Annotated in this window: 28 protein-coding genes and 1 tRNA gene; 15 read left to right on the top strand and 14 right to left on the bottom strand. The window is 60.6% G+C overall.

The genetic code is table 11. The features are described from left to right. Positions 1-41: 41 nt before the first annotated feature. The 3 genes from C7U61_RS16585 to C7U61_RS16595 form a co-directional block, all read right to left on the bottom strand. Entirely contained in the window at positions 42-971 is a 930-nt protein-coding gene (locus C7U61_RS16585) for a prephenate/arogenate dehydrogenase family protein (RefSeq protein WP_106999194.1), read from the bottom strand. After that, entirely contained in the window at positions 968-2077 is a 1110-nt protein-coding gene (gene hisC, locus C7U61_RS16590; protein ID WP_106999195.1) for a histidinol-phosphate transaminase, read from the bottom strand. Before hisC ends, C7U61_RS16585 begins: the two co-directional genes overlap by 4 nt. A gap of 101 nt (positions 2078-2178) precedes the next feature. After that, positions 2179-2958: a class I SAM-dependent methyltransferase gene (locus tag C7U61_RS16595; protein WP_069612917.1), complete on the bottom strand. Its 780-nt coding sequence runs from the start codon at positions 2956-2958 to the stop codon at positions 2179-2181. Between the two features lie 53 nt (positions 2959-3011). Between C7U61_RS16595 and gloB the strand changes: the two genes are divergently transcribed. From gloB to C7U61_RS16610, 3 genes are all read left to right on the top strand, one after another. Beyond that, entirely contained in the window at positions 3012-3782 is a 771-nt protein-coding gene (gene gloB, locus C7U61_RS16600; RefSeq protein ID WP_106999505.1) for a hydroxyacylglutathione hydrolase, read from the top strand. Further along, positions 3782-4207 (top strand): cupin domain-containing protein, encoded by a 426-nt coding sequence (locus C7U61_RS16605; RefSeq protein ID WP_106999196.1) that lies wholly within the window; start codon positions 3782-3784, stop codon positions 4205-4207. The genes gloB and C7U61_RS16605 overlap by 1 nt, the downstream gene beginning before the upstream one ends. Positions 4208-4384: 177 nt before the next feature. After that, positions 4385-5500: an esterase gene (locus C7U61_RS16610; RefSeq protein ID WP_245410818.1), complete on the top strand. Its 1116-nt coding sequence runs from the start codon at positions 4385-4387 to the stop codon at positions 5498-5500. A 21-nt stretch (positions 5501-5521) separates the two neighbouring features. Here the strand turns inward: C7U61_RS16610 and C7U61_RS16615 are convergent, their stop codons facing one another. Further along, positions 5522-6421 (bottom strand): EamA family transporter, encoded by a 900-nt coding sequence (locus tag C7U61_RS16615; protein WP_106999198.1) that lies wholly within the window; start codon positions 6419-6421, stop codon positions 5522-5524. Positions 6422-6557: 136 nt separating this feature from the next. Next, on the bottom strand, positions 6558-7286 hold the full coding sequence (locus C7U61_RS16620; protein ID WP_245410830.1) for a DUF3108 domain-containing protein: 729 nt from the start codon (positions 7284-7286) through the stop codon (positions 6558-6560). Between the two features lie 285 nt (positions 7287-7571). Between C7U61_RS16620 and rpmB the strand changes: the two genes are divergently transcribed. Next, entirely contained in the window at positions 7572-7871 is a 300-nt protein-coding gene (gene rpmB / locus C7U61_RS16625; protein WP_069612914.1) for a 50S ribosomal protein L28, read from the top strand. 118 nt (positions 7872-7989) lie between these two features. Continuing rightward, the gene (locus C7U61_RS16630; RefSeq protein WP_106999199.1) at positions 7990-8625 is read left to right on the top strand and encodes a queuosine precursor transporter; all 636 of its coding nucleotides are present in this window, start codon (positions 7990-7992) and stop codon (positions 8623-8625) included. Between the two features lie 120 nt (positions 8626-8745). Here the strand turns inward: C7U61_RS16630 and C7U61_RS16635 are convergent, their stop codons facing one another. From C7U61_RS16635 to C7U61_RS16650, 4 genes are all read right to left on the bottom strand, one after another. Next, a complete protein-coding gene (locus C7U61_RS16635) occupies positions 8746-9750 on the bottom strand; it encodes an esterase-like activity of phytase family protein (protein WP_245410819.1) in 1005 nt (334 codons plus the stop codon). 104 nt (positions 9751-9854) lie between these two features. Further along, the gene (cobT, locus tag C7U61_RS16640; RefSeq protein WP_106999200.1) at positions 9855-11756 is read right to left on the bottom strand and encodes a cobaltochelatase subunit CobT; all 1902 of its coding nucleotides are present in this window, start codon (positions 11754-11756) and stop codon (positions 9855-9857) included. Between the two features lie 119 nt (positions 11757-11875). After that, the gene (gene cobS, locus C7U61_RS16645) at positions 11876-12865 is read right to left on the bottom strand and encodes a cobaltochelatase subunit CobS (protein ID WP_106999201.1); all 990 of its coding nucleotides are present in this window, start codon (positions 12863-12865) and stop codon (positions 11876-11878) included. Between the two features lie 308 nt (positions 12866-13173). Continuing rightward, complete coding sequence (locus tag C7U61_RS16650) at positions 13174-13794, bottom strand: J domain-containing protein (protein ID WP_106999202.1); 621 nt, start codon at positions 13792-13794, stop codon at positions 13174-13176. Positions 13795-13901: 107 nt separating this feature from the next. Between C7U61_RS16650 and C7U61_RS16655 the strand changes: the two genes are divergently transcribed. Next, complete coding sequence (locus C7U61_RS16655) at positions 13902-14189, top strand: BolA family protein (RefSeq protein ID WP_106999203.1); 288 nt, start codon at positions 13902-13904, stop codon at positions 14187-14189. A gap of 15 nt (positions 14190-14204) precedes the next feature. Here C7U61_RS16655 and C7U61_RS16660 read toward each other — a convergent pair whose 3' ends face one another. The 3 genes from C7U61_RS16660 to C7U61_RS16670 are packed head-to-tail and all read right to left on the bottom strand — an operon-like array spanning position 14205 to position 17235. Further along, positions 14205-15515, bottom strand: a complete 1311-nt coding sequence (locus C7U61_RS16660) for an HlyC/CorC family transporter (protein ID WP_106999204.1) — start codon at positions 15513-15515, stop codon at positions 14205-14207. After that, positions 15515-16645 (bottom strand): 3-dehydroquinate synthase, encoded by a 1131-nt coding sequence (gene aroB / locus C7U61_RS16665; protein ID WP_106999205.1) that lies wholly within the window; start codon positions 16643-16645, stop codon positions 15515-15517. Before aroB ends, C7U61_RS16660 begins: the two co-directional genes overlap by 1 nt. Beyond that, positions 16642-17235, bottom strand: coding sequence for a shikimate kinase (locus C7U61_RS16670; RefSeq protein WP_106999206.1), 594 nt, complete (start codon positions 17233-17235; stop codon positions 16642-16644). Before C7U61_RS16670 ends, aroB begins: the two co-directional genes overlap by 4 nt. 160 nt (positions 17236-17395) lie before the next feature. On the opposite strand from C7U61_RS16670, the gene C7U61_RS19550 reads away from it, so the two are divergent. The 5 genes from C7U61_RS19550 (at position 17396) to C7U61_RS16690 (ending at position 21336) form a co-directional block, all read left to right on the top strand. Continuing rightward, positions 17396-17563, top strand: coding sequence for a hypothetical protein (locus C7U61_RS19550; RefSeq protein WP_167078112.1), 168 nt, complete (start codon positions 17396-17398; stop codon positions 17561-17563). After that, positions 17560-18549 carry a site-specific tyrosine recombinase XerD gene (gene xerD / locus C7U61_RS16675; RefSeq protein WP_106999207.1) on the top strand — a complete coding sequence of 330 codons (990 nt, stop codon included), beginning with the start codon at positions 17560-17562 and terminating at the stop codon, positions 18547-18549. Before C7U61_RS19550 ends, xerD begins: the two co-directional genes overlap by 4 nt. A 63-nt stretch (positions 18550-18612) precedes the next feature. Continuing rightward, positions 18613-19566 (top strand): acetyl-CoA carboxylase carboxyltransferase subunit alpha, encoded by a 954-nt coding sequence (locus tag C7U61_RS16680; protein WP_106999208.1) that lies wholly within the window; start codon positions 18613-18615, stop codon positions 19564-19566. 230 nt (positions 19567-19796) lie between these two features. After that, positions 19797-21110, top strand: a complete 1314-nt coding sequence (locus C7U61_RS16685) for a murein L,D-transpeptidase family protein (RefSeq protein ID WP_106999508.1) — start codon at positions 19797-19799, stop codon at positions 21108-21110. Continuing rightward, positions 21103-21336, top strand: coding sequence for a sulfurtransferase TusA family protein (locus tag C7U61_RS16690; protein ID WP_106999209.1), 234 nt, complete (start codon positions 21103-21105; stop codon positions 21334-21336). The genes C7U61_RS16685 and C7U61_RS16690 overlap by 8 nt, the downstream gene beginning before the upstream one ends. A 278-nt stretch (positions 21337-21614) precedes the next feature. Here C7U61_RS16690 and C7U61_RS16695 read toward each other — a convergent pair whose 3' ends face one another. Continuing rightward, positions 21615-22802, bottom strand: a complete 1188-nt coding sequence (locus C7U61_RS16695; RefSeq protein ID WP_106999210.1) for a GTP-binding protein — start codon at positions 22800-22802, stop codon at positions 21615-21617. A gap of 117 nt (positions 22803-22919) precedes the next feature. Continuing rightward, the gene (locus C7U61_RS16700; RefSeq protein ID WP_181315871.1) at positions 22920-24035 is read right to left on the bottom strand and encodes a D-alanyl-D-alanine carboxypeptidase family protein; all 1116 of its coding nucleotides are present in this window, start codon (positions 24033-24035) and stop codon (positions 22920-22922) included. 243 nt (positions 24036-24278) lie between these two features. Here C7U61_RS16700 and C7U61_RS16705 point away from each other — a divergent pair, with 243 nt between their 5' ends. From C7U61_RS16705 to C7U61_RS16720, 4 genes are all read left to right on the top strand, one after another. Further along, positions 24279-25439 (top strand): M20 aminoacylase family protein, encoded by a 1161-nt coding sequence (locus tag C7U61_RS16705; protein WP_106999212.1) that lies wholly within the window; start codon positions 24279-24281, stop codon positions 25437-25439. A 124-nt stretch (positions 25440-25563) separates the two neighbouring features. Further along, positions 25564-25640, top strand: a tRNA-Arg gene (locus tag C7U61_RS16710). 434 nt (positions 25641-26074) lie between these two features. Next, a complete protein-coding gene (locus C7U61_RS16715; protein WP_106999213.1) occupies positions 26075-26386 on the top strand; it encodes a hypothetical protein in 312 nt (103 codons plus the stop codon). Between the two features lie 20 nt (positions 26387-26406). After that, a complete protein-coding gene (locus C7U61_RS16720) occupies positions 26407-26619 on the top strand; it encodes a hypothetical protein (protein ID WP_146143959.1) in 213 nt (70 codons plus the stop codon). Positions 26620-26727 lie beyond the last annotated feature (108 nt).

Here is a 26727-nt window from a genome sequence, read left to right on the forward strand (position 1 = left end):
TTCAATACCGTCGCCCCGGCCGAGAGAAGGCCGAAGAGCAGTTATTCCTTCGCATCCAGCGCATGGCGACCGAAATCCGGCACGTCGACATCCTGGCCGGCTTCGACGATCGAACGGCGGATAGCACGCGTACGCGTGAAAAGGTCGAATATCTTGTCGCCGTCACCCCAGCGGATGGCGCGCTGCAGCGATGCCAGATCCTCGGAAAAACGAGACAGCATTTCCAGAATGGCATCGCGATTGTGCAGGCAGACGTCGCGCCACATGGTCGGATCGGATGCGGCAAGGCGGGTGAAGTCCCGGAAGCCGGAGGCGGAATATTTGATGACTTCCGACTCGGTCACCGTCTCCAGATCGTCGGCGGTGCCGACGATGTTGTAGGCGATCAGATGCGGCAGATGCGAGACGATCGCCAGCACCTTGTCATGATGCTCCGGGTCCATCTCGTCGACACGGGAGCCCAGAGTCTCCCAGAAGCCGCGAAGCGTCCTGATCGCGGCTTCGTCCGTGCCCGGAACGGGCGTGAAGATGCACCAGCGGCCCTTGAAGAGCCCCGGAAAACCCGCATCCGGACCGGATTTCTCCGTACCTGCGAGCGGGTGGCCTGGGATGAAGTGCACGTTCGGCGGCATATGGGGCTGCATCTGTGCAATGACTGATGCCTTGGTCGAGCCGACATCGGTGACGATGGCGCCCGGCTTCAGATGCGCAGCGATTTCCCTGGCGACGCTTTCCGAAGCGCCGACCGGCACGGAAACGATGACAAGATCGGCGCCCTTCACCGCTTCGGCCGAGGACGGCGTATAGCGATCGCCGAGCTTCAGTTCCTCGGCACGCTTCAGCGTCTCGGCGCTGCGCGTCGAGATCACGACTTCCTTGGCAAGGTGGAGACGCTTGATGTCATGGGCGATGGAGGAGCCGATCAGGCCGATGCCGATCAGCGCGATGCGGTCGAACTGGATGTTGCTCATGCGTTGCGTCCCATGAATTCGGTCAGAGCGTCGATCACGCCGAGGTTGGCCTCTTCGGTGCCGATGCTCAAGCGCAGCGAGTTCGGGAAGCCGTAGGCCCGCACGGCGCGCAGGATATAGCCGCGGCTCGTCAGGAAATCATCGGCCTCCGTAGCGCGCTTGCCGTTGCTGTCAGGGAAATGGATCAGCACGAAATTCGCAACCGACGGCGTCACCTTGAGGCCGAGAGCCTCGAGCGCAGCCGTCACCTTCCCGATCCAGAGCGTGTTATGCGCGACGGCTTTTTCCGTAAAGGCCTGATCGCGAATGGCAGCCGCTCCCGCGGCGATGGCCGCGCTGTTCAGGTTGAACGGAGCGCGCACGCGGTTGATCGCGTCGACGATATCGACTGGGCCGTACATCCAGCCGATACGAAGTGCGGCAAGGCCATAGACCTTGGAGAAGGTACGGGTCATGACGACGTTCTGATTGGCCGAAACGAGTTCAAGACCCGCCTCGTAGTCGTTGCGGCGGACATATTCGGCATAGGCGGCATCGAGCACGAGAATGACGTGCTTCGGCAGGCTCGCCTGCAGCCGGCGGATCTCGCTGACAGGCACATAAGTGCCGGTCGGATTGGCCGGATTGGCGATGAAGACCATTTTGGTCTTTTCCGTGACGGCGGCGAGGATGGCGTCGACATCGACGGTGCAATCCCTTTCCTTGACGGTGACGGGCGTCGCGCCGGCGGCCATGATCTGGATCTTGTAGACTAGGAAGCCGTGTTCGGTAATGATGCCTTCATCGCCCGCGCCGAGGTAGGTGTGGCAGAGCAGGCCGAGCAATTCGTCGGAACCGTTGCCGCAGAGGATATTGGCCACATTCAGCCCGTGGACATCGGCGATCGCCTGGCGCAGCTCCTTGGCCTGCCCGTCCGGATAACGCTCGAGATTGCCGGCAGCGCTGCGGAAGGCTTCGATGGCCTTGGGGCTGGCGCCAAGCGGCGTCTCGTTCGAGGAAAGCTTGAACACGCGCGCAACGCCCGGCGCATGCTCCTTGCCCGGCACATAGGCGGCGATATCGAGAATGCCGGAACGCGGGACGGGCTTGCTCATTTCCATGCTCATGGGATCGACCTTGGGAAGGACCGGAAAATTCCGGTTTATAACACCCCGTCGCATTAATGCGGATTGACAAATTTGTCGAGTGTGACGCTACGGCGAAAGCGTTACGCGCCATCGCGCGTCGTCGGTATGCCGCGCGGTGCCAGCACCGGCACGAAGACACGGCGCGAGGCACGGACGGCCACGGGCAGTCCCTGATAGAGCCGCTTCTGCGCCTCCACGATGATGACGCCGGAAAAAGCCGGCCAAAGGGTGCGGCCGACCCGCTCGAAGGCGCGGCGCAGCCGCAGCACGGTGCGCAGCTTCGATGGCGGAAAGAACAGTGCCTCCGCGGTCGCGCCGGGCGTGAAATTGGTTTCGCGCAGCAGCGAGGTGAGCTGGCCGCGCGAATAGGGCCGGCCGGAGCCGAATGGCGTATGCTCCATGCGCGCCCATACGCCGGTACGGTTCGGCACGACGATGACCAGCCGACCGCCGGGCGCCAGAACGCGCCAAAGCTCCTTCAGAGTCTCGCGCGGACTTTCAGCGAATTCCAGCGAATGCACCATCAGCACGCGGTCGATCGAACTGTCGGGCAGCGGCAGTTCTTCATCGAAGATCAGGGCTGTCGCCGAAGCCGAGCCCATAGGCCAGTTCACCGCACCCTGTCCCGCCGGCATGAAGGCGAAGGTGCGTTCGGTATCGGCACGAAAACGGTCGAGATAAGGAACGGCATAGCCAAGGCCGACAAGCCGCTCCTCCGGCATGCGCGCCCAGATGGAAGAAAGCGCCATGGCGATAGATTGCTCCGCCAAACGACCAAGCTCGGAATGATAAAACTGGCGAAGATCGACGATATCGGTATGCATCGAAACAAATGTTATCAGCCGAACGTTGGACTTCAAGGCCGAACGGCTTACATTCTCTACCAACGGAAAAGATGAGGATGATTTCGGTCATGAAACCATTGGAATTAGAGATATTTATCTGCCGTTCCGACAATTACGGCGTCTTGGTCCATGATCCCGAAACCGGATCGACGGCATCGATCGACGCTCCGGAAGCGGATGCGATCCTGAAGGCGGCCGATCGTCGCGGCTGGACCATCAGCCATATCCTGACCACGCATCATCACACCGATCATGTCGAGGGCAATCTGGCACTGAAGGAGCAGTTCGGCTTGGAGATCATCGGCCCGATCAACGAGGCCGTCGCCATTCCGGGCCTCGATCGCGCCGTCGGCGATGGCGATACGTTCGAATTTGCCGGCCATACCGTCAATGTCATCGAAACGCCCGGCCACACGGCCGGACACGTCTGCTATCACTTTGCCGACGACAAGCTGCTCTTTGCCGCCGACACGCTGTTTGCGCTCGGTTGCGGCCGCCTGTTCGAACGGCCGGCACTGGATATGTGGGCCTCCCTGCAGAAACTTGCGGTCCTGCCGGACGAAACGGCCGTCTATTTCGGCCATGAATATACGCTCTCCAACGCCCGCTTCGCGCTAACCATCGACCCGGACAACGAACGGCTGAAGGCACGCGCCGCGGATATCGAGGCGTTGCGGGCGCAAGGCAAGTTCACTATCCCGACTACTCTGGCGCTGGAAAAGGAAACGAACCCCTTCCTGCGCGCCGCCGATCCGGCGATCCGCCGCCACCTGCTGATGGAAAGCCGCAGCAACGAAGAAGTCTTCACCGAGATCCGCAAGCGCAAGGACAATTTCTGATGCGGGCAAAGGAGATCATCGAAACGCTTTCCATGCAGCGGCATCCGGAAGGCGGCTGGTATGTGCAGACGTTTCGCGACGAGAACGGCGGCGCGCGCGGCCATTCCACGGCGATTTATTATCTGCTGGAAGCGGGCGAACGCTCGCATTGGCACCGGGTGCACGACGCCGCCGAGGTCTGGCACTTTTATGCCGGGGCGCCGCTTGCTCTCCATCGTTCCGCCGATGGCAAGACCAGTGAAAAGCTCGTACTGGGCGTCGATCTGGCAAAGGGCGAGCGTCCGCAGGCCATCATCCCGGCCAACTGGTGGCAATCGGCCGAAAGCCTCGGGCAATTCACGCTTGTCGGCTGTACGGTCGCACCCGGCTTCGAATTTTCAAGCTTCGAGATGGCGCCGCCGGACTGGAAGCCTGCTTCAGGCTGAACCTTCTTTTACCTTTCATTGACATCACGCAGGGTGCGGCCAGACGGTGCGCAGCGACAGCCTTGAAAAAGCGACGCGCTGTGTCAGCTTTACACGGGGAAAGTGAAAATTGATTGATCCGGAGGAGGTTTTTTCGTGCGTTTGTTGTTTCCTTTTCTCGTCGCGGCGGGATGTGTCATGAGCGCCCCTGTCCTTGCCCTCGATGCCCCGGCTTCTCCACCCGCCAGCCAGCCCCTGAAGAACTTCGTGACCTCGGTCGAGAAGGATGGGTCGATCACTTTCCGCCTTTATGCGCCCGCGGCAAAGGCGGTTTCGGTTGCCTTGGGCTCGCGCGATCCTGTCGCCATGCAGCGCGGCGACGACGGCACATGGAGCGCCAAGACCGAAGTGCTGAAGCCGGATCTCTACGAATATTACTTCAACATCGACGGCTTTCGCACCATCGATCCCGGCACCAATGCGCCCAAGCCGCAGCGGCAGGTCAATACCAGCCTAATCCTGGTGCCCGGCAGCATTCTCGATATCCGCAATGTGCCCCACGGCGACCTGCGGCTGGTGACCCTGCATTCCAAGGCCCTGAATTCCGAACGGCAAATGTATGTCTACACGCCGCCCGGCTACACCGATTCCTCCAAGCCGCTGCCGGTGCTCTACCTCTATCACGGCTTCGGCGACACTGTGGGGTCCTGGGTCCTCCAGGGCCGCGCACCGCAGATCCTCGACAACCTTCTCGCTGAAAAGAAGATCGAGCCGATGATCGTCGTCATTCCGGATACGGAAACCGACGTGCCGAACGCGGTCGCCGAGAACTTCCCCGCCGCCGACCGCCGCGCGAATTTCTATCCCGCCAATGCCGAGGCAGCCGATCGCGAGCTGACGGAAGATCTCATTCCGTACGTGACGAAGCATTATCGGGTGCGAAACGAGGCGAGCGGCCGCGCCGTGGCCGGCCTGTCCCAGGGCGGCTATCAGGCCCTCGTATCCGGCCTCTCGCATCTGGACACGTTCGGCTGGGTCGCGACCTTCAGCGGCGTCAGCACGACGACCGTTCCGAACAAGACGGTCGACGCCGTGCTGAACGAGCCGGAGAAGATCAACAAGGCCTTGCACAACTTCACGGTAACGGTGGGAAGCAAGGACCAGGTCGTCGGCAAGGACGTAGCCGGCCTGAAGGCGACGCTGGACGACAAGAAGATCGAGCACGAATACCGTGAGTATCCGGATCTCCAGCATGAGATGGATGTCTGGCGGCCGTCGCTCGTCGCCTTCCTGCAAGAAGTCTTCAAGAAATAGGCGGCAATGACCGTGGTGGAACTACTCCGCCGCTTCCGCCTGCGTCCCTACGGCATCGTCCCGGCGCAGGATCATGCGATGGGCGGCCAGCACCGCCCCTCCCGTCACGAGGAGGCAAGCGAGTGCAATGCCCCAGCTCGGCTCGGCAAAGCCGAACAGCGTCAGGATCAGCGTCGAGAGTAGAGGCGCGGCATAGCTCGCCGCGCCAAGGATCTGGATATCGCCGTTCTTGACGCCATAATCCCAGGCATAAAAGGCAGCGCCGACCGGAAAAAGGCCGAGGCCGAGCACGGCGATCCATTGGGCCACGCTCTCCGGCCAGATCGTTTCCTCCAGGCCAAGGTGGCAGAAAAAGGAGAGAATCGATGTCACGAGGCAGAAGATGGTAACGACATCGGTGGAAACGGCCTCGAAGCGGCGCGTGATCAGCGAATAGCCGGACCAGGTAAAGGCGCAAAGGAATGCCGCGCCATAGCCGACGGCATAGGCACCCTCGAAATGAAAGCCGTTGCGGCCGATGATCAGAACCGTGCCCGCAAGTCCCATCAGGGCGCCGAGAATATGATACCATCGCAGCCGCTCGCCGGGTAGCAGCGCCGAACCCACGACGATCAGCAGCGGCCAGAGATAGGCGATGAGGCCCGCCTCCACCGCAGGCGCGTGGCGCAATGCCGTGAAATAGAGGAAGTGATAGCCGAATAGCCCGGCAATGCCTGTTATCCAGACCTTGGCAGGCTGGCGCAGCAGCTGCAGCCGCTCCGGCTTCAGCAGAAGAACGATGATGCCTGGAATGCTGCCGATCGCAAAGCAGACGGCAAGCAGCTGGAAGGGCGGCATCTTGCCGGAGGCGACGGTCAAAAGCGCCAGAAACGACCACATCAAAATGGCTGAAAAGCCTATCAACGTCGCGCGGAATTTCATCCCTGCCCCCAGCCCGTTGCCGCGGACGCCCCGAGCCCGCTAAAGCAATTCACAAAAATGCATAGCCATTTCCACCGGAAATTGCGTAGAAACAACGGCGGGAATCGTCAAGCGTTTCCGTAACACGGCACCCGGCCTAGCTGCCATATTTTACCGCCGTAATCGTCACCGTTCCATATTGTGTCGGGATACGGACGTAAACAGGAGCGTAGACATTCATGGTGTCCGCTTTGGCAAACCAGATCTCCATATTGTCGCTCTTGGCAAGATAGAGATAGTCCTTGCGGGTGCTCTTGTAGCCGCTTTTCGGCGTGAAGCGCACGCCGCAGGCAATGGTCTTGCCCTTGAAACCCTCCGTCGAGAAGGGGTGCGATCCCTTCGGCGACAGCTTCAGATCCATCCGCATCTCGCCGTCGAAGACGGCCAGCGTCTGATTGCAGAGATTGAGGCTGGGCGTGATCGGAAAGATCATGCCCGATATCGGATCGAGCACGGACTTCAGATCGCCTTCCGTGATGGGAATCCAGGTGTCCGGTCGTTTCGGCTCGGGCGTGATCGTGTTCGACGTCACGTTGCCGTTGGCATAGGCGACATCATAGGTGCGCTCTTTCTTCCCGCTCTTGTAGAAGAGCGTGTAATGGGTCGCCTGCAGCTTGCTGTCGTTGACGATGCCGGTCACATCGGTCTTCGCGTCGATCGAGGTGACGAGATCCGCAAGGCCTGCCGACGTGATGTCGCCGCGAATGGTGAACTGCTTGCCGGTGACCTCGGTCTTGAAATCCGCCCTGGCGATCGGCAGGCCGGCCAGCGAAACGCGATAGCGCGTTTCATGCCGCAGCACATCGGCCAGTGCCATCGACGGCATCGACACAACGATCGCTGAAATGAGAAGCCATTTCCGAATTTGAACCATGATCAGGGCCTTCAACGAGGGTCAGGCTGGATATATAGTTGCTTTGCTTGCCTGCTGCGAGCGTCAGACAACAGCAGCTTTTTGACGGAATTGCGGGAAAACACAAGGTTTGGCTTGACGCGGCCGGCCTCTCTGACTATAGAACCGCAACTTTCCAATTATGGCCTGTTGGATTGCGCGCCGGGTTTTGCCCGGGATGTCTATCCGATGGCCGAGAAAAACAAAAGTAGGTGTACCATGTCCCGCATGTGCGAATTGACCGGCAAGGCCGTCCTCGTGGGCAACAATGTCAGCCACGCCAACAACAAGACCAAGCGTCGGTTCCTGCCGAACCTCTGCCAGGTCACGCTGATCTCCGACGTTCTCGGCCAGCGCTACCGTCTGCGCGTTTCCGCTGCAGCGCTCCGCTCGGTCGAGCATCGCGGTGGTCTGGACGCTTTCCTCCTGAAGGCAAGCGAAAACGAACTCAGCATGCGCGCTCGCCTCCTGCGTCGCCAGATCGTCAAGAAGTCTGCTGAAGCTGCAGTCGCCGCTTAATCGGCACCTGCGCTTCGCAATTTTCATACGGGTTAAGAGGCTTGCACGGATGATATCCGGACAGGCCTTTTTCCATGCCCGGCTTCCCTCAACTGGTGGCATCACCCAGGATAAAAAAATGCTGACGGCACGCTATACCCTAATCTACGTTCTGCTGATGACGCTGGTCGTCGTCGCTTCCAACATTCTCGTGCAGTATCCGCTGCAGGCGACACTCGCCGGCATCAATCTCGCGGATATCCTTACCTGGGGCGCCTTCACCTATCCGGTCGCCTTCCTCATTACCGATCTGACCAACCGCCAGTTCGGCCCCAAGGCCGCGCGCAAGGTCGTTTTCGCAGGCTTCGTCGTCGGCGTCGCGCTGTCGTTCTATACGGCACAGCCGCGCATCGCGATCGCCTCCGGCTCGGCCTATCTCGCAGGCCAACTTCTCGATATCTCGGTCTTCAACCGCCTTCGCCGCATGGCCTGGTGGCGCGCACCGCTATTCGGTTCGCTCATCGGCTCGATGCTGGACACGCTGATTTTCTTCTCCTTCGCCTTCGCGCCCTTCTTCGTCTTCTTCGGGCCGAACGAACCTTTCGCGATCGAATGGGCGCCTATCCTCGGTGCCTTCGCCATCTCGGCGCCGCGCTGGATTTCCTGGGCGATCGGCGATTTCACGGTCAAGGTAACCGTCGGTCTCGTCATGTTGCTGCCTTACGGCGCGCTGATGAACATGCTGAAGCCGATGTCGCAGGCTCCAACCGCCTGAGCGGCCGACCGTCGGCGCGGATCGCTGCCGATTCGCGCCATGCGGGGGCATTAGCCCAATCGGGAAGACTGCGCGGGTCTTTGTAAGGCCGGTGTAGGAAGCCAGTCAGCCGCCCCGCTTCTATTTCTGACTGACGACACTTTCATCGTGCAGGCGAAATTCGAGCATCAGGCTGCGCTGCAGGATCGAATGATTGTCGTCCGAGATCAGAATGACATGCAGGGAGCCGTCGGCGGCCCTGAAGACGTCGATACCTTCCATATTGTCGATCTGCGCCGTGGATCCAGCCTCGAAGATAACGTCGCCATCCACGACCGCGCCCGGCTTGATATCCGCGCCGGCGATCCGGCGGATGCGGACGCCGAGACCATGCATCAGCCCGAAGCGCCGCTCCAGCAGCAATAGGTCTCCATCCGGCAGAAAGACGCCATCGCTGACGCTGAAGCCGGCGTGGCGCCGCACCGTGAAGCGGCCATTCAATGGTCCATCCAGAATGGCGGCAAGCATATCGCCCTGATCGTCCAGGCTGTCTTCGGTGACGAGAACGGCACTGCCGGCAAGCGGGCTCGACTGCGGCGCGATCATCAGCGCTTCGAGGCTGTGATTGGCCCGCAGCTGCAATCGCGGAATGGGAAGGGGCAAGCTCCCGTCAGGCGGAGAAATTTCGAAACCCGGGTCGGGATAGGCATCGACGCGATGATATTGCTCGTAGCTGACGAGGACATGATCTCCGCGCAGCGCCAGCCCTTCCGCATCCATATCCCCTTTGCCCGCATCCGTGCCGCCATGACGGTCGATCATCGGCGTGATGCGAGCGTCGCCGACACCCTTCAGGCGGCCCTCATCGTCTCGCTCGATGATTCCAGTCATCCAGTGTCCAGTATCCAGCACGGCAATGAAATGCCGCTGATCGGGACGCAAGCGAAGAGCCGAGATGGCGCCGAGAAACACATTGTTCGAGCTGAGTTCAAGGCCACCGACAAATTCCAGCGCGCCGAACCGTGTTTCATTCGAACCAGGCTTGAAGGTGGAAATCACCGTGGCGCTTATCTCCGCCGGACCGCCTTCCTCGCCCTTGTCGCCTGAGCTGCAGCCGGCAAGCAGCGCTGCGAGAACTGCGGCCAACAAGGTGCGCCACGGCCGCGGCAGATCACGGCCAGAGAGTACAGCCCCTTCCGGCAGAAAAGGCACCGGCCTTGTGGCCGATGCCGAAAAACAACGCAGCGGGCTCAGCTGGCGCGGCGCATGCGCGAGCGCGGCATGCTGGTCTGATCTTCGAACAGCGAGGCAAGCTGCTCCGTCATCGCGCCTGCAAGCTCGTCGGCATCGACAATGGTGACGGCGCGGCGGTAGTAGCGCGTCACGTCATGACCGATACCGATTGCCAGCAGTTCCACCGGCGAACGCGTCTCGATCTGGTCGATCACGGCGCGCAGATGCCGCTCCAGATAATTGCCCGGATTGACCGACAGCGTGGAGTCGTCGACCGGTGCACCGTCCGAGATCATCATCAGGATACGGCGCTGCTCGCGGCGGCCGAGCAGGCGGTTATGCGCCCAGATCAAGGCCTCGCCGTCGATATTCTCCTTGAGCAGGCCTTCGCGCATCATCAGCCCGAGGTTGCTGCGAGACCGTCTATAGGGCTCGTCGGCAGATTTGTAGATGATGTGGCGCAGATCGTTCAGCCGGCCCGGCGTCTGCGGCTTGCCGCTCGCGAGCCACTTTTCACGCGCCTGACCGCCCTTCCACGCTTTGGTGGTGAAGCCAAGGATTTCGACCTTCACGCCGCAACGCTCCAGCGTGCGGGCCAGGATGTCGGCGCAGGAAGCTGCCACCGTGATCGGCCGTCCGCGCATCGAGCCGGAATTGTCGATCAGCAGCGTCACCACCGTATCGCGGAACTGCGTATCGCGCTCCATCTTGAAGGACAGCGCCTGCATCGGGTCGATGATCAGGCGCGGCAGGCGGGCCGGATCGAGATACCCCTCTTCCAGATCGAAGTCCCAGGAACGGTTCTGCTGCGCCATCAGGCGACGCTGCAGACGGTTGGCAAGCCGGCCGACGGCACCCTGCAGATGCGCAAGCTGCTTGTCGAGGAAGGCACGCAGGCGCTCGAGCTCGGCTACGTCGCACAGTTCCTGTGCCGTGGTGGTCTCGTCGAACTCCTCGGTATAGACGTGGTAGTCGACCTTCTCGTTGAAGTCGGCAAAGGGCGTGTTCGGACGGCGGGTTTCGCCCGGCGTTTCCGAATCTTCCTCCCCCTCTTCGCTCATGTCGTCGTCGGAGATCTCGCCGCCGTCTTCGGTCGCACCGTCTTCCATCTGCTCGTCGGAAGCTTCGCTATCCTCCGCGGGCGCGGCATCGGCGCCCTCGTCTTCCTTGACCTCGTCGTTATCCTGGTCCTCGCCGCTCGGCTTGTCCTCTTCGCTCTGCTGATCCTCGCTGTCGGGCTCCGACTGCTCGTCGCCATATTCTTCGGCCATCTCCATGGCCGTCAGCATGTTGCGGACGATACGGGCGAAGCTCTGCTGGTCGTTGATGGACGACAGCAGGTTATCGAGCTCGCCGCCAGTCTTTTCCTCGATGAAGGGACGCCAGAGATCGAGCACCTTGCCGGCGGTTTCCGGCGGCTTCTGACCGGTTAGCTTCTCGCGCACGATCATGGCCATGGCCTCACCGATCGGCGCATCCTCGCGCCGCTCGATGCCGGAAAAATTCGCCTTGGCGTATTTTTCCGTATTCATCGAATTGAGGTTGGCGGCGACGCCGCTCATGCGCAGCGAGCCGATCGATTCGACACGGGCCTGTTCGACGGCATCGAAGATGCTGCGGGCATCCGCACCCTGGGGTGCCATGACGGCATGGACACGTGCATCATGACAGGCAAGCCGCAGGGCCATCGAATCGCCGAGGCCGCGGGTCACCGCGAGCTCATGGGCCGTCGGCCGTTTCGAAAGCTCCGGCAAGCGGATGCGCTCGCCGGTCATACCCGGGCGTTCGTTGGCAAAGGCCACCTCGACCTCGGCATCACCGGCGATCGAGCGGACGCAGCCGGTGATCGCCCGGCGCAACGGCTCCATGTCCACCGGTGCACCCGGCTTCGCTTTGGAATTATCTCCGCGACCTGACATGATGTATCGGCTTTTCCCTAAAGCAATTCGAGGAAAAATGCATAGCAGTTTTCTATCCGGAATTGCGTCAAAACAAAAAGATAGAACGTTTTCGCGATTCGAAGAAAAGCGGAAATGTTCTAGGCTTCGAGCACGATGTTGGCGGCACTTTCCTTCAGCTCAACGCCGAAGGCGCGCTGATAGTGCTCGGCGACCAGGGGCCGCTCCAGCTCGTCGCACTTGTTGAGGAAGGTGACGCGGAAGGCAAAGGCGACGTCGCCGAAGATCTCCGCGTTCTCGGCCCAGGTAATGACGGTACGCGGGCTCATGACGGTCGACAGATCGCCGTTCATGAAGGCCGCCCGCGTCAGGTCGGCAACACGGACCATCTTGGAAACGGTGTCGCGGCCCTTGTCGGTGCGGAAGGACTTCACCTTCGCCAGCACGATATCGACTTCGTTATTGTGCGGCAGATAGTTCAGCGTCGTTACGATCGACCAGCGGTCCATCTGCGCCTGGTTGATCTGCTGGGTGCCGTGATAGAGGCCGGTCGTGTCGCCGAGGCCGATCGTGTTGGCCGTCGCAAAAAGGCGGAAGGCCGGGTGAGGACGAATGACGCGGCTCTGGTCGAGCAGGGTCAGGCGGCCCGAGGATTCCAGCACGCGCTGAATGACGAACATCACGTCCGGACGGCCGGCATCATATTCGTCGAAGACGAGCGCGACATTGTGCTGATAGGCCCAGGGCAGGATGCCGTCCTTGAATTCGGTGACCTGCAGGCCGTCCTTGACGACGATCGCGTCCTTGCCGACGAGGTCGATACGGCTGACATGGCTGTCGAGATTGATGCGCACGCACGGCCAGTTGAGGCGGGCGGCGACCTGCTCGATATGGGAAGACTTGCCGGTGCCGTGATAGCCCGAGATCATCACGCGGCGGTTATGAGCGAAGCCGGCGAGGATGGCAAGCGTGGTCTCGCGGTCGAAGAGGTAGTCCGTATCCAGATCGGGCACGTAAGCGCTGCCCTGGCTGTAGGCGGGCACGCGGATATCGGAATCGATGCCGAAAACCTCACGGACCGAAACGGTGGTATCGGGGATCTCGGAAATATCAAGGTCAATCTTGCTCATCATGTCTCCAGGGCGGGTGGCTCTCACCCTGCCATATCAAACTTAGCCGATTTGTCCGAAACGCCGCAGCTTGTTGCCCGCATCCGTTCGGTCGGAACAGCGGCGATACTTCTCCGGGACTAAAGCAAAATCTCGGCGCGATGATGTGATCGCTTGCGAGCATCCTTGAACAGAGTCCCGGACAAGAAACGCCGCGTCCGGAAAGTTGACCGAGGTGCAGCCAGCCAAATGCGCACCCTGCCGCGGTTGCCCGCAGCTTCAGCCGATTTGGACCATACCTGATTGAAGGCGGAGAGCAAGAACAGGAATTAACAAAAACCGTTCTGTTTCAATAATTGATAGGCCTGAATGACTGCACGAAAACGCTCTTCCGATCCGCGGTCGCCGCCATTGGCATCGGGATGGTGCATTTTTACCAATTCCTTGTAGCGGCGCTTGATTTCCGGGGCCGAAGCATTGGCGCCGAGGCCCATTGTATCGAAGGCCTTCGCTTCCAGCGTCTTGAGCTTGCGCTGCTGCGGAAAACGCGGGCCTCGGCCCTGTCCTTCGCCTTCCCTTACGAAGCCGAAGGGATCGCGGACTCGGGAATAGGCGCCGGAACGGATATCGGAATGAAGCGGGCTATGCTTGGCAGCCTTGTTCACCCCGACCGTCCAGGTCGGACGGTGGCCGGTGATGGCTTCCTTCTGGTAGCGCGCGATTTCCCCGTCCGAGAGGCCGGAGAAATAGTTATAGCCCTTGTTGTATTCCTTGACGTGCTCGAAGCAGAACAAAAAGAACTGCCCTTCCGCATTGCGCCCCACCGGGGCGCGATGCGTGCCGTGTTTGTCGCAGCCGTCCCACTGGCACGTCGGCGGACCCTGTTCGGGCTCCTGCGCGCGCTTGCGGCGGGTGCGGATACGATCGAAATATTTTGAATCAAGTCTCATGGCGTCCTAATTATGGGGCCTTGGATACCCCACAACAAGAATTGACAAACAGGAATGTTACAGGCTTTGTGGGAGCCTTTTTTCGAGAACGAGGTCGAAGCGGGAATATGGAAACGATACTGCAATCCCGCATCGAGCGGAAGCTCATCGACGCCTTCGCGCCAGAGCGCCTTGCCGTCATCAATGAAAGCCACCTTCACGCGGGTCATCAGCCCGACATGACGGGAACCGGCGAAACCCATATAAGAATTCGAATCGTTTCCGCCAAGTTTTCCGGCATGCCGCGCCTTGCGCGCCATAGGGCGATCAACGAGCTTTTGAAGCCGGAGCTGGACGCGGGCCTGCATGCACTGGCGGTGGAGCCGGCGGCGCCCGGAGAAGCGGTGCGCTGGTAGACACCGCAAGACGCCCTAAACCGGCTTTGCCTCTTCGGTTTCGGCAGGGCGAATGCGCAGTTTCGTGATGCGGTTCTTTTCCCTTTTCATCACGATGAAGCGTTTGCCGTAAAAGGTGAAAGCCTGCCGCTCTTCCGGAATGGTCATCGATTCGTGGATGACGAGGCCGGCAATCGTCGTCGCCTCTTCATCAGGCAAATCCCAGTCGAGGGCGCGGTTCAGATCGCGAATCGGCACGACGCCGTCGACGACAATCGATCCGTCGGCCTCCTGCCGCACGCCCTGGATATCGAGATCGTGCTCATCGGCAATATCGCCGACGATCTCCTCCAGAATATCCTCCAGGGTGACGATGCCCTGTACCTCGCCATATTCGTCGACGACGACCGCGAAATGCTGCTTGCGGCGCAGGAAGGCATTGAGCTGATCTTCCAGATTGGTGCTGTCGGGCACGAACCAGGGCTTTTGCGCGATCTTGACGATATCGAGATTTTCCGGTTCGACATTGCGTTCCGCCAGCGCCCGCAGCAGGTCCTTGGCATGCACGACGCCGATGATGTTGTCGATCGTGCCGCGCCAAAGGGGCATACGCGTATAGGGGCTGTCGAGAATGCTCCGCACCACCACCTCAGGCGGATCGTCGGCGTTGATGGCACGCATCGCCGTACGGTGGACCATGATATCGGAGAGTTCCAGTTCGCCGAGATCGAGCAGACCGCCCAGACGGTCGCGGTCCGCCTTGACCACCGATCCCTCGCGGTGGAGCAGATCCACGGCACCGCGCAGCTCCTCATGCGCCGTCAGCATCGATACCTCCCGGGAGAGATTGACGCCGAAGATACCGAGGATCTGGCGCACGATGGCATTGACGACGCTCGACACAGGCCCGACGACGATGACGAAGAGGCGTGTCGCACCGGCGACATTCAGCGCGAAGCGGTCCGGCGTCGCAATGGCCCAGCTCTTCGGCAGAACCTCCGCGAAAATGACGAGAATGACCGTCATGGCGGCGGTGGCGATCGCCACGCCGGAATTGCCGAACAGACCCAGGAACAGGCTGGTCGCAAGCGAGGACGACAGAATATTGGCGAGATTGTTGCCGATCAGCAGCGCGCCGATCAACCGGTCGCGGCGCTCTATCAAGAGCCGCACGATGCCGGCCCGCCTGTCGCCATTGGCTTCCAACGTATGGATACGGCTGCGCGAAGCCGCCGTCAGCGCTGTCTCCGAGCCGGCAAAAAACGCGGAAAGCAGCACCAGGGCCACGATCGAGATAATCTCGGGCCAATATTCCCACAGAACAGCCAGCATGCCCTCGACGGTCATCAGGGATGTTTTTCCTTCAAGAAGCTCAGGACTTCGGAAGACGGCACATCGTCGGCAACGAAGGACTGACCGATGCCATGCGTGAGGATGAAGGTGAGCTTGCCGCTCTTGACCTTCTTGTCCTGCGCGATCGCATCCATCAGCGCTTCGGCCGGCGGCAGCTCGCCCGGAATATCATCCATCCGCGTCGGCAGGCCCACGGCCTTCAGATGCGCTACGACACGCTTGGCGTCATCGGGGCTTGCCAGATTGAGCCGGGCGGAAAATTCATGCGCCAGCACCATGCCGATCGCGACACCCTCGCCATGCACCAGCCGGCGGCTGTCATAGGCGGTGGCCGCTTCCAGCGCATGTCCGAAGGTGTGGCCGAGATTGAGCAAGGCACGCGCCCCGTTTTCACGCTCGTCGGCAACGACGACATCGGACTTTGCCTGACAGCTTGCGGCAATCGCCTCGATACGGGGCGTGCCACCGGCGAAAACATCCTTCCAGTTGCCCTCGAGCCAGGCAAAGAAATCCGGCTTGTCGATCAGCCCGTATTTGGCGACTTCGGCATAGCCGGCGCGGAATTCGCGCTCGCTCAGCGTATTCAGCACATCGGTATCGGCAAGCACGAGATCGGGCTGGTGGAAGACGCCGACGAGGTTCTTCCCGTGACGGGTGTTGATGCCGGTCTTGCCGCCGACGGACGAATCTACCTGCGACAGCAGCGATGTCGGCACTTGAACGAAACGAACGCCGCGGCGCACGATGCCGGCGGCAAAGCCCGCAAGATCGCCGATGACGCCGCCGCCAAGCGCGATCACCGCATCATTGCGCTCCACGCGCGCGGTCAGCACCGCATCGCAAACGGTGATCAGATGCTCGAAGCTCTTGGTCTTTTCGCCGGCTGGCAAAACGAGGCTGGAAGCCTCGATCCCGGCCGCCTCCAGGCTGGCGGCCAATGCAGCGAGATAAAGCGGCGCGACGTTTTCATCCGTGACGATGGCCGCCTTGCGGCCCTTCAGCCGCGCTGCGATCTCCTGGCCCGCACGCGCGATCAGGCCGGGGCCGATCAGGATGTCGTAGGCACGCTCGCCGAGAGGCACGCGCACGAGACGCTCTGCGGAGGCCGGTGCAATCGCATTCATGGCATTTTGCTTTCTGCTTTCTTTCCCTCGGCGATGGCGGCAAGGACTTCTCTGACCATGATATCCTTGCTTACGTCGCGGGAGAGAACCGTGATATCGGCTTCCGCGTAGATCGGATAGCGTGCATTCATCAGGTTCTCGAGGGTCTGTTTCGGATTCTCGGTCTTGAGCAGAGGGCGCGTATCACGCTTGTTCACCCGCTCCCACAGCACATCGAGATCGGCCTTCAGCCAGACCGAAAGGCTGCCGCGCTTGACGTGCAGCCGCGTGCTTTCGTTGATGAACGCGCCGCCGCCCGTCGAGACGACGCGCGGACCGCCCTTGAGCAGCCGCTTGATGACGCGCGTCTCCAGCGCCCGGAACTCCTGTTCGCCATAGGCGGCAAACAATTCGGCGATCGTCATGCGCGACACGCGCTCGATCTCGGCATCCGTATCGACGAAGGGAAGGCCGAGCTGCTGCGCAACGGGCCGGCCGATCGAGGATTTCCCTGCTCCCATCAATCCCACGAAAACAAGATTGCGCTGACCCAGCGCAGCGCGCGCCCTGTCTCTGAGGCTCTCGGCAAGGGTCAGGACTTGTTCACTCATCGGCCCATTCACAATTTCTTTGGAAACGGTATCGTCAAATGCACCGGTAGCGTCAAGACGCCGCTGCCGTAAACATGTCTGCATTATCCTTCGGCTAACTCTTGAAGGACATAATTATTGCGCATCGCCGCGCCAATGAACGGCGAAGGAGAGTTTTCGAATGCCCACCCTGTTTCGCTTCCTTGTCATCTGCGCGGTCATCGCCGGATCGATATATGGAGCGATGTGGGCTCTCGTGCTCTTCGTCGATCCCCAGCCGCGCGACGTGACGATCCGCATTGCCCCCGAGCGCCTCAACCCGCCGACGACAGGCTCGCTGAAACCATGAGCGCGCCGGCCGAGAATGTACGAGCGGGCAAGAGGGATCTGGGGCGCGTGCACCTGGAAGCTTTTCTGGAGATGATGAGCGCCGAGCGGGGTGCCGCCGTCAACACGCTGCAATCCTACGAGCGCGACCTCGATGACCTCCATTCCTTCCTGTCCGGCCAGGGTATCCGCTTGACAGAAGCCGGTCCCAGCGATCTGGCCGCTTATCTTTCCAGCCTGTCGAGCCAGGGCTTCAAGCCGTCCTCCCAGGCACGCCGCCTCTCCGCCATGCGGCAATTCTATAAGTTCCTCTATGCCGAAGGTCTGCGTACCGACGATCCCACCGGAATTCTCGATGCGCCCAAGAAGGGCCGGGCCCTTCCGAAGACGATGGGCGTCGATGAGGTGACGAGGCTTCTGACCCAGGCAGAGCGGGAGGCGGCGGTCGAAGGGCCTGATCAGCTGCAGCGCCTGCGCATGCTGGTGCTTCTGGAAATGCTTTACGCCACCGGCATGCGCGTCAGCGAGCTCGTCTCTCTGCCGGCAAAAGTCTTGGATCAGGAAGGTCGTTTCCTGATGATCCGCGGCAAGGGCAACAAGGAGCGGCTGGTGCCGCTATCACAGACCGCCATTTCGGCCCTGAAGGCCTATGGTCGTCTGCAGGCCGCGATTTCAGCCAAGGCCAGGCAGCCGCTATCCGAAAATCCCTGGCTTTTCCCCGCCGCATCCAAGCAGGGTTATCTGCCGCGTCAGGTCTTTGCGCGCGATCTCAAGGATCTTGCCATCCGGGCCGGCCTGACGCCTTCGATGATCTCGCCGCACGTGATGCGCCATGCATTCGCGAGCCATCTTCTCGCCAACGGCGCGGACCTGCGCGTGGTGCAGGAACTTCTCGGCCATTCGGACATTTCGACGACACAAATCTACACACATGTGCTGGAAGAACGCCTCCATCAGCTGGTCCAAACGCATCACCCCCTTGCCAAACAGGCAAAAAAACAGGATTAGGACCGGCATACAGGCCAAAGCCGCCATCTCTCGTCACGGGCAAAAGGATCGGAAACGCACCTCATGCACAATTATCTGGACTTCGAAAAACCCATCTCGGATCTCGAAGGCAAGATTCACGAGCTCAAGAAACTGGCGAGCGAAGACGAAAGCATCGACACGTCCGAAGAAGTCGGACGGCTTGAAATCCGCGTCCGCGAGGCGATGGCCGACATCTATTCCAAGCTCAACGCCTGGCAGAAGACGCAGGTCGCTCGTCATCCGCAGCGCCCGCATTTCGTCGACTATGCCAATACCCTGTTTACGGAATTCACGCCGCTCGCCGGCGATCGTCAATTTTCCGAGGATGCTGCCATCCAGGCGGGCTTTGGCCGTTTCCGCGGCCAGCCGGTCGCCCTCATCGGCCAGGAAAAGGGCAACGACACCAAAAGCCGCCTGAAGCACAATTTCGGCAGCGCCAGGCCGGAAGGCTACCGCAAGGCGATCCGCATTCTGGAAATGGCCGATCGCTTCCAGCTGCCCGTCATCACGCTGGTCGATACCGCCGGCGCCTATCCGGGCGTTGGTGCCGAAGAGCGCGGCCAGGCCGAAGCGATTGCCCGCTCGACCGAGATGTGTCTCGGCGTGAAGGTGCCGATCATCTCCATCGTCATCGGCGAAGGCGGTTCGGGCGGCGCCATCGCGATTGCCGTCGGCAACCGCGTCTATATGCTCGAACATTCCATCTACAGCGTGATTTCGCCCGAAGGCGCGGCGTCGATCCTGTGGCGCGATTCAACGCGCGCCAAGGAAGCCGCCACCAACATGAAGATAACCGCCGATGATCTGAAAAGCCTCGGCGTGATCGATGGCATCATCCCCGAGCCCGTCGGCGGCGCCCATCGCGATCCTAACGCCGTGATAAGCGCGGCCGGCGAAACGATTGCGAACGCGCTTGCTGAACTTTCCAGCCGTTCGGGCGAACAATTGCGCAGCGACCGCCGCCAGAAATTCCTCAACATCGGCCGCAATCTCTGAGCAGCATTCGAAAAAAGTGATCGCCGGAAGCGGGAATGAGGCCAAACCTTGGCCACATTTCCGTTATCGAAGCTATTATGGCAAAGAAAAGCTTGCCGACGCGCTGCGGGCACGTCATAGGCTGGTAAGGAATTTTCAAGTATAAACCGCCTATGATTCCGTTTCATGCTTCGAGGGGAGTGGCGAAACAGATCGAGCTGCCACTCTTCGCATTTATGGACCAAGTCAGAATGCGCATTCGTCACCTTGCCTATGTCTCCCTGATGGCGCTGGCGCTCGCCGGCTGCAACGACGCGCTGGACACCGCGTCGATCGACCTGTCGAAGGTGAAGAACAAGGTCGAACAGCCGCTTCCGAACCATATCCTCGCCGACATGGCCAAGAAGGGCATGGACCGCAACTCGCCGATCATGATCCGCATCTTCAAGGAAGAAGGCGTGATGGAGATCCTAAAGGCGAACCAGAACAATCGTTTCGAAGTCATCGCCGATTACAAGATCTGCGCCTGGTCCGGCCGTCTCGGCCCCAAGGTGAAGGAAGGCGACCGGCAGGCGCCGGAAGGCTTCTATATGCTGACGCCGGCCAACCTGAACCCGAATTCAAAATACTATCTCGCGATCAACACCGGCTTTCCGAACCGCTACGATGCCGCCAATGGCCGCACCGGCAACAATCTGATGATCCACGGCGCCTGCTCGTCGTCCGGCTGCTATTCGATGACCGACCAGCAGGTGCTGGAAATCTATGCCTTCGCGCGCGACGCCTTCAAGGGCGGCCAGAAGGCCGTTCAGCTCGAAGCCTTCCCCTTCCGCATGACGGCGGAAAACATGTGGAAGCACCGCCTCAGCCCCAATATCGAATTCTGGAAGATGCTGAAGGTCGGCTACGATAATTTCGAAGTCACCAAGCGCCCGCCCGAGGTCGAGGTCTGCGAGAAGAAATATGTCTTCAACCAGCAGGCCAGCGGTCCATTCAACGCCAGCGGCAAATGCCCTGTCATGACGACGCCGCCGGCTCTGCAGATGGCGCTGGCGACCTATGACAAGCAATATCAGACGGATTATGCCGCTGCCTCGAAGAAGTTCGACGGCATGGCTTGGTACGACCCGACCGAAGCCGAGCGCAAGGCCATCGTCGCCAAGCAGCGCAAGGGCCACGATATCGCCTATGCTCCGACAGGCACCGCGCTTGCCGCCGGCAAGATGATGAAAGTCGCCGATCTCGAATCGATGATGGCCAACCAGTCCGCACAGCAGGTCGCGCGCGGCGGCACGGCAGTCAGCCCGACGGCCAATCCGGCGACGGCCAGCATTCGCGTGGCAGCGGCAAGCCCTGCGATAGCAACCCCCGAAGCGGCAGCACAGCAGCCCGCGGCCGGTCCGGTCGTTGCGGCCAATATTCCGGCCAATGTGCCGATCCCGACGGCAAATCCGATGAACCCCGGCCTGAACGCGCTCGCCTATGCGCCGAACCCCGCCGTCGAGACCGCGCAGACCGAGGCCAAAAAGCCGCCTTTCTGGAAGTTCTGGGCGAAGAGTGAATAGTCCCGATACCGAGATCTACGATCTGCGCGGCCTGAAATGCCCCTATCCGGCGATCAAGACGGAGAAGCGCCTGCGCGGCATGGCAAGCGGCGCGACCTTGGCCGTGGAAACCACGGATCCCCTCGCCGTCATCGACATCCCGCATCTCTGCAACGAAAAGGGCCACACGCTTCTCGTGAGTGAGAAGACAGTCAGCGGCCATCGCTTTGTGATCCGCAAGGGGTGAGCATTTGCGACCGTGGCCATCCTCGTCGTTCGAGGCTCGCTGCGCTCCCGCCTCACCATGAGGGCAATCGCACATGAGGCAGGTACGCTGCCGCACACCCCTTCTCCCCAGCGGGAGAAGGTGCCGTCAGGCGGATGAGGGGGTACCCGCCACGCGCACGGAAGTCCATGAATTCAAATCGGGAAAGCGCCCTGACCGGCCCTTCGGGCCACCTTCTCCCCGCTGGCGACAAGGAGCTTCGAGCGCGAAGCGGGTTGTTGGATTTCATCGGGACTTAGCTAAAATTTCATCCCCGGCACCGCCAGCGGATTGTCCTCCAGCGCCGCCCTGTCAGGCGTATCGACACGCGGCTTGCTGAGGAAGGCGTCGAACAGGCCCTTCACGAAATCCTCGGGCAGATCCTTCGTGATGATGACCATGCGCGTGCGCCGGTCCTCGGGATCGGGCCAGGCCGGCAGCCGCACCGGCGTATGGAAGATGTTCTGTACGCCATGCAGCACGACGGGACGCTCCGGCCGGTCGGAGACGGCGACGATCGCCTTCATGCGCAAAAGCTTTTCGCCATGCGCCGAACGAAGGAGATCGATGAACATTTCGAGCGCCATCGGATCGATGGGCTGCGTCTCGACAATGGAGAAGGAGCGGATCGATCCGTCATGACGCGTGACATCATGAGCGTGCTGATGCCGATGGCCGTGATGGTGCCCATGATGGTGATGATGGCCATGGCCGCCGTGGTCATCGTGGTGATCATCGTGGTCATCGTGGTGATGGTGATCGTCGTCCGCCTGAAGCTCGTCCTGCAGCCAGCGGCCGACATCGGCGATCTTGGATGCTGGGTCGTAGAGGCCGTTGATGAGAATGCTTGCGCGGCCGGCTTCATCGCTATCGGCATTCAGGATTTGCGCGCGCGGATTGAGTGCCCTCAGCCTGCTCTCCAGCTCAGCCTCCGGCACGGCACCGGCAATCCCCGTCTTCGACACGATCAGCCGGTCGGCAACCGCCACCTGCTTGCGCGCCTCTTCATGATTGTCGAGCGTCTGCAGCCCGTTGACGGCATCGACGACGGTAATGACGCCATCGAGGTCGAAATTGTTGGCGATGATCGGATTGCCCATGACCGACTGCATGACGGGCGCGGGATCGGCAAGGCCGGTCGTTTCGATGACGACGCGCTTCAGCGGCCGGATGCGCCCTGTCTGCATCGCGTCCATGAGGTTTGCCAGCGTATCCACCAGCTCGCCGCGCACCGTGCAGCACAGGCAGCCATCGGAAAGCTCGATGATGGAATCGCCGGAGCTTTCCACCAGCAGATGGTCGATGCCGACATCGCCGAACTCGTTGATGATGACGGCTGCATCGCGCATCGCCTCATCCTTGAGGATGCGGTTGAGCAGGGTCGATTTACCCGCACCGAGGAAGCCGGTCAGGATGGCAACCGGCACTCTTTGCTGCGAAACGCTCATGGGTACTATCCGATAATTGTAGCAATTCCAGGAAAGTGCGTCGCGGCTTTCCGTCCGGAATTGCATGAAAACAAAAAGACGGAGCGGTTCGGAGTTTCCGTGAAACGCTGAACCGCTCTAGAAAGTGGGACGCGGCATCGGAACCGGCACATTGGCGCCGACGGAAATCGCGACCTTGCTGTCCTTGATCGCCTTGTCGCCTCGGGCGGTCACATCGTCCTTGTCGCCCTTGGCGGCCGTCGCGATGTCCTGGCCGCCGATCAGGCCGGCATAGACGAAATTGGGCTCGTGATCCATTTCGTGGATATAGGGCGACTGGACCTTGGTGCGGCCGAACGGATCGCGGGTTTCGCTGCGCGCCTGCGCGCCCTTGGCGCTGCAGATATCGGCCGTGACATCGGCGACCTCGCCGGTAACCGGCATATCGGGCCTGAGCGTCGCCAGCGTATCGTTGGTGGACAGCTGATTCTGGAAACCCTTTTCGAGGAGATTGGCGGAATCGTCGGCACGCGCCGCCAGGCTGTCGGTTCCGAGGACGACCGAGATCAGCGTGCGGCCGTTGCGGGTCGCCGAGGCGATCTGGTTGAAGCCGGCCGCGCAGATGAAGCCGGTCTTCATACCGTCGGCGCCCTCGAAGCGTCCGATAAGCATATTGATGTTCGGCACCTGCTTCACGCCGTTGGTGAAGCCTTCGAGCGAGAAATAGCCGGCATATTGCGGGAACTCGCGGCGCAGCGAGACGCTGAGAATGGCAAGATCGCGCGCCGTCGTATATTGCCCCTTGCCGGGCAGGCCGTTCGGGTTGATGAAATGCGAGTCGCGCATGCCGAGGCGCGCGGCTTCCGCATTCATCCGCGCCACGAAGCCCTGCTGTGAGCCGCCGACCGTCTCGGCAACGGCCATGGCGAGATCGTTTGCCGATTTGACCAGCATCATCTTCAAGGCATTGTCGAGCGTCATCTTCTGGCCCGGCTTGAAGTACATCTTCGCCGGCGGCTGTGCGGCAGCAAGCTTCGACATGACCACCGGTGTATCGAGCCGGACCTGACCGGATTGGATTGCCCGGAACGTGACGTAAGTCGTCATCAGCTTGGTGAGAGAGGCGGGATACCAGCGGCGAAAGGCCTCCTGCTGGTCGAGAACGCGCCCGGTGCCGACATCGACGAGAATATGCGGATTGGCTCCGGCCGTTTGCGCGGTCGACAGGAAAAGCATGGATGCTGCTGCGGCCATAGGAACGAGCCGCAGGGCGGCATACAAACGATTCTGCTTCGTCGGCACGATCTATCCTTCAGAAGTCCGGAATTTTCTCGAAAGCTTCGTCTATTTAACCTATATGGCTAGGAGAAGGCAAAGGCGATTGACGACTTTATTTCCCGATGGCACGCAGCAAGGGCCGCAAGAGGCCCGCCCAGGCTGTGCCAAGGACCCGCAGGTTGAACCAGAATCGATATTGAGCAGCAGGAAAATCAGCATATGCCGATCTTGAACAGAGCCGCAGAACTTCAAGGCGAAGTGACCGAGTGGCGCCGCCATATCCACGCGCATCCCGAACTCCTCTATGCCGTTGAAAATACGGCCGCCTTCGTGGCCGAGAAACTGCGCGCCTTCGGGGTCGACGAGGTGGTGACCGGCATCGGCCGCACCGGCGTCGTCGGCCTGATCCGCGGCAAGGGCGAAGGGCGCACGATCGGCCTGCGCGCCGACATGGACGCCCTGCCGCTCACCGAAATCACCGGCAAGCCCTATGCCTCCCAAACTCCAGGCAAGATGCATGCCTGCGGCCATGACGGCCACACCGCCATGCTGCTGGGGGCTGCGAAATACCTCGCCGAGAACCGCAATTTCAACGGCAACATCGCCGTCATCTTCCAGCCGGCGGAAGAAGGCGGCGCCGGCGGCGACGCCATGGTCAAGGACGGCATGATGGAGCGTTTCCACATCGCCGAAGTCTATGGCATGCACAACATGCCCGGCCTTCCGGTCGGCCACTTCGCCATCCGCAAGGGTGCGATCATGGCCGCGACGGATGAATTCACCGTCTCCATCAAGGGCCTCGGCGGCCATGCCGCCATGCCGCACAGGACGATCGATCCGATCGCCATCGGCGCGCAGATCGTCTCCAACCTGCAGCTCATCGCCTCGCGCAGCGCCGATCCGCTGAAATCGGTGGTGGTTTCCGTCACCAAGTTCAACGCCGGCAATGCGCATAACGTCATCCCGAACGATGCGAGCTTCGGCGGCACGGTGCGCACGCTCGACCCTGAGATTCGCGACCTTGCCGAACAGCGCTTCAAGCAGATCGTGACAGGCATCGCGACGAGCCACGGCGCCGAAGTCGAGATCGAATTCCACCGCAACTATCCCGTCACCTTCAACCATGCCGACGAGACCGATCATGCGATTGCGGTGGCCGAGGAAATTGCGGGCGCCGGCAATGTCATCCCGAATATCGATCCAATGATGGGCGGCGAGGATTTCTCCTACATGCTCAACGCCCGCCCCGGCGCCTTCATCTTCGTCGGCAACGGCGACAGCGCCGGCCTGCACAACCCGGCCTACGATTTCAACGACGAAGTCATCGCCCACGGCATTTCCTACTGGGTGCGCCTCGCCGAACAGCGCCTCAACGCCTAAGGCTTCTCACCGATTCCCCGCGCAGCCTTCAAAGCCGCGCGGGGTGCACGCTCAAGACAGATTGTCCCCACGACGCAAAAAGGCTTGGCTTCGGGCCTCTGCTTTTGTATGGATCATGCCAAGTGGTCTCGTAGCTCAGCAGGATAGAGCATCAGATTCCTAATCTGAGGGTCACGCGTTCGAATCGCGTCGAGATCACCATTATTTCAGCCTGAATGATGATCGCGTGGTCGAGATTGAGAGAACATCGGGCTTCAACGCGTACAAATGATTTTGACCCTTATTGAGCCAAGCCTGCTCAATTTGGACGGTTTCGAGCAGGCGCTCATGCGCGGATGGTCGCCCGATCCTCGACGCCAGCATGATAAGTCGTTCATCGAAGCTGAACGGTAACGCTTAGGAGAGATAGATTAGCTTTCCTCGCACGGATAATATCGATGACACCATCGGACCGTGGCGTCTTGTGCCGTACCTGCTCAACGTTTTCCGCAGAGCCTTTCTCCACCGCTACCTGTCAAGTTCCTGCCCTCGGCTGGGTGAATTAAGGAGGATAAAAGGGGATAATCTGATCCATATCTTGCGACTCACGGGCGACTAATATTGCATTAAAATGCAATCTAACAGCTGAGAACAAGATGGCACTGTTTATAGCGACCTATGACCTCGGCGAAGCGCATTCGCCGCATTCTGCGTTCTTAAAAGCGGCGAAGAGCCTTGGCTGGGAACCCTGGATTAAGGGGAGTTCTGAGCCCAAATGGAGAAAATTGCCCAATACGACACTTGAAGCGACCTTCTCAGACATCGATGCCGCAGTAACGGCGTTCAAGGCAATCAAGCCTGCCGCTGAACGTGAGCTCGGGTATTCTATCACGATAGAGAAGTGGATTGTTATCCAATACACCGAGGCGCGTTTTAGATCTGACGAAACACTCACGATAAAGAAATAGGCGCCTTGGGGGTAGATGAGATGAAAACTACGAACGAATGCATTCAAATCGCTGCATCCGGCGGCGGTCTCGATTTGACCAAAGCCGGGAAGTCAACAAATGACTTGATCATGATTGCTGCTGCAGCTGCAGGCAAAGGCGCTCAGATTTGGGTGCCAGGGTCCAAATCCACAAATGACCTTATCCAGATCGCTGCCGCAGGCAGAGGTTGTGTATTCGTTAAGTTCGATTGAAATCACGTTTTACTTGGAAGTCGGCATTGGTCTTCGTCACCAATGCTTGCGCGAACTTCTCACGCGACGATTTTTAGAACCCGCGGAGCTACGCACAATCGGCAGATT

The sequence above is a fragment of the Rhizobium sp. JAB6 genome, from assembly GCF_003024605.1.
Lineage (GTDB): Bacteria > Pseudomonadota > Alphaproteobacteria > Rhizobiales > Rhizobiaceae > Rhizobium.

Coding starts and splice junctions, on each gene's coding strand:
- cobT (WP_106999200.1), bottom strand. CDS start 11,756: ATGTCAGGTCGCGGAGATAATTCCAAAGCGAAGCCGGGTGCACCGGTG.
- C7U61_RS16655 (WP_106999203.1), top strand. CDS start 13,902: ATGGAAACGATACTGCAATCCCGCATCGAGCGGAAGCTCATCGACGCC.
- C7U61_RS16705 (WP_106999212.1), top strand. CDS start 24,279: ATGCCGATCTTGAACAGAGCCGCAGAACTTCAAGGCGAAGTGACCGAG.
- C7U61_RS16680 (WP_106999208.1), top strand. CDS start 18,613: ATGCACAATTATCTGGACTTCGAAAAACCCATCTCGGATCTCGAAGGC.
- C7U61_RS16585 (WP_106999194.1), bottom strand. CDS start 971: ATGAGCAACATCCAGTTCGACCGCATCGCGCTGATCGGCATCGGCCTG.
- C7U61_RS16670 (WP_106999206.1), bottom strand. CDS start 17,235: ATGAGTGAACAAGTCCTGACCCTTGCCGAGAGCCTCAGAGACAGGGCG.
- rpmB (WP_069612914.1), top strand. CDS start 7,572: ATGTCCCGCATGTGCGAATTGACCGGCAAGGCCGTCCTCGTGGGCAAC.
- C7U61_RS16720 (WP_146143959.1), top strand. CDS start 26,407: ATGAAAACTACGAACGAATGCATTCAAATCGCTGCATCCGGCGGCGGT.
- xerD (WP_106999207.1), top strand. CDS start 17,560: ATGAGCGCGCCGGCCGAGAATGTACGAGCGGGCAAGAGGGATCTGGGG.
- C7U61_RS16650 (WP_106999202.1), bottom strand. CDS start 13,794: ATGAGACTTGATTCAAAATATTTCGATCGTATCCGCACCCGCCGCAAG.
- C7U61_RS16660 (WP_106999204.1), bottom strand. CDS start 15,515: ATGACCGTCGAGGGCATGCTGGCTGTTCTGTGGGAATATTGGCCCGAG.
- C7U61_RS16620 (WP_245410830.1), bottom strand. CDS start 7,286: ATGCCGTCGATGGCACTGGCCGATGTGCTGCGGCATGAAACGCGCTAT.
- C7U61_RS16610 (WP_245410818.1), top strand. CDS start 4,385: ATGAGCGCCCCTGTCCTTGCCCTCGATGCCCCGGCTTCTCCACCCGCC.
- C7U61_RS16685 (WP_106999508.1), top strand. CDS start 19,797: ATGCGCATTCGTCACCTTGCCTATGTCTCCCTGATGGCGCTGGCGCTC.
- C7U61_RS19550 (WP_167078112.1), top strand. CDS start 17,396: ATGCCCACCCTGTTTCGCTTCCTTGTCATCTGCGCGGTCATCGCCGGA.
- gloB (WP_106999505.1), top strand. CDS start 3,012: ATGAAACCATTGGAATTAGAGATATTTATCTGCCGTTCCGACAATTAC.
- C7U61_RS16715 (WP_106999213.1), top strand. CDS start 26,075: ATGGCACTGTTTATAGCGACCTATGACCTCGGCGAAGCGCATTCGCCG.
- aroB (WP_106999205.1), bottom strand. CDS start 16,645: ATGAATGCGATTGCACCGGCCTCCGCAGAGCGTCTCGTGCGCGTGCCT.
- C7U61_RS16605 (WP_106999196.1), top strand. CDS start 3,782: ATGCGGGCAAAGGAGATCATCGAAACGCTTTCCATGCAGCGGCATCCG.
- C7U61_RS16630 (WP_106999199.1), top strand. CDS start 7,990: ATGCTGACGGCACGCTATACCCTAATCTACGTTCTGCTGATGACGCTG.
- hisC (WP_106999195.1), bottom strand. CDS start 2,077: ATGAGCATGGAAATGAGCAAGCCCGTCCCGCGTTCCGGCATTCTCGAT.
- cobS (WP_106999201.1), bottom strand. CDS start 12,865: ATGAGCAAGATTGACCTTGATATTTCCGAGATCCCCGATACCACCGTT.
- C7U61_RS16700 (WP_181315871.1), bottom strand. CDS start 24,035: ATGGCCGCAGCAGCATCCATGCTTTTCCTGTCGACCGCGCAAACGGCC.
- C7U61_RS16695 (WP_106999210.1), bottom strand. CDS start 22,802: ATGAGCGTTTCGCAGCAAAGAGTGCCGGTTGCCATCCTGACCGGCTTC.
- C7U61_RS16615 (WP_106999198.1), bottom strand. CDS start 6,421: ATGAAATTCCGCGCGACGTTGATAGGCTTTTCAGCCATTTTGATGTGG.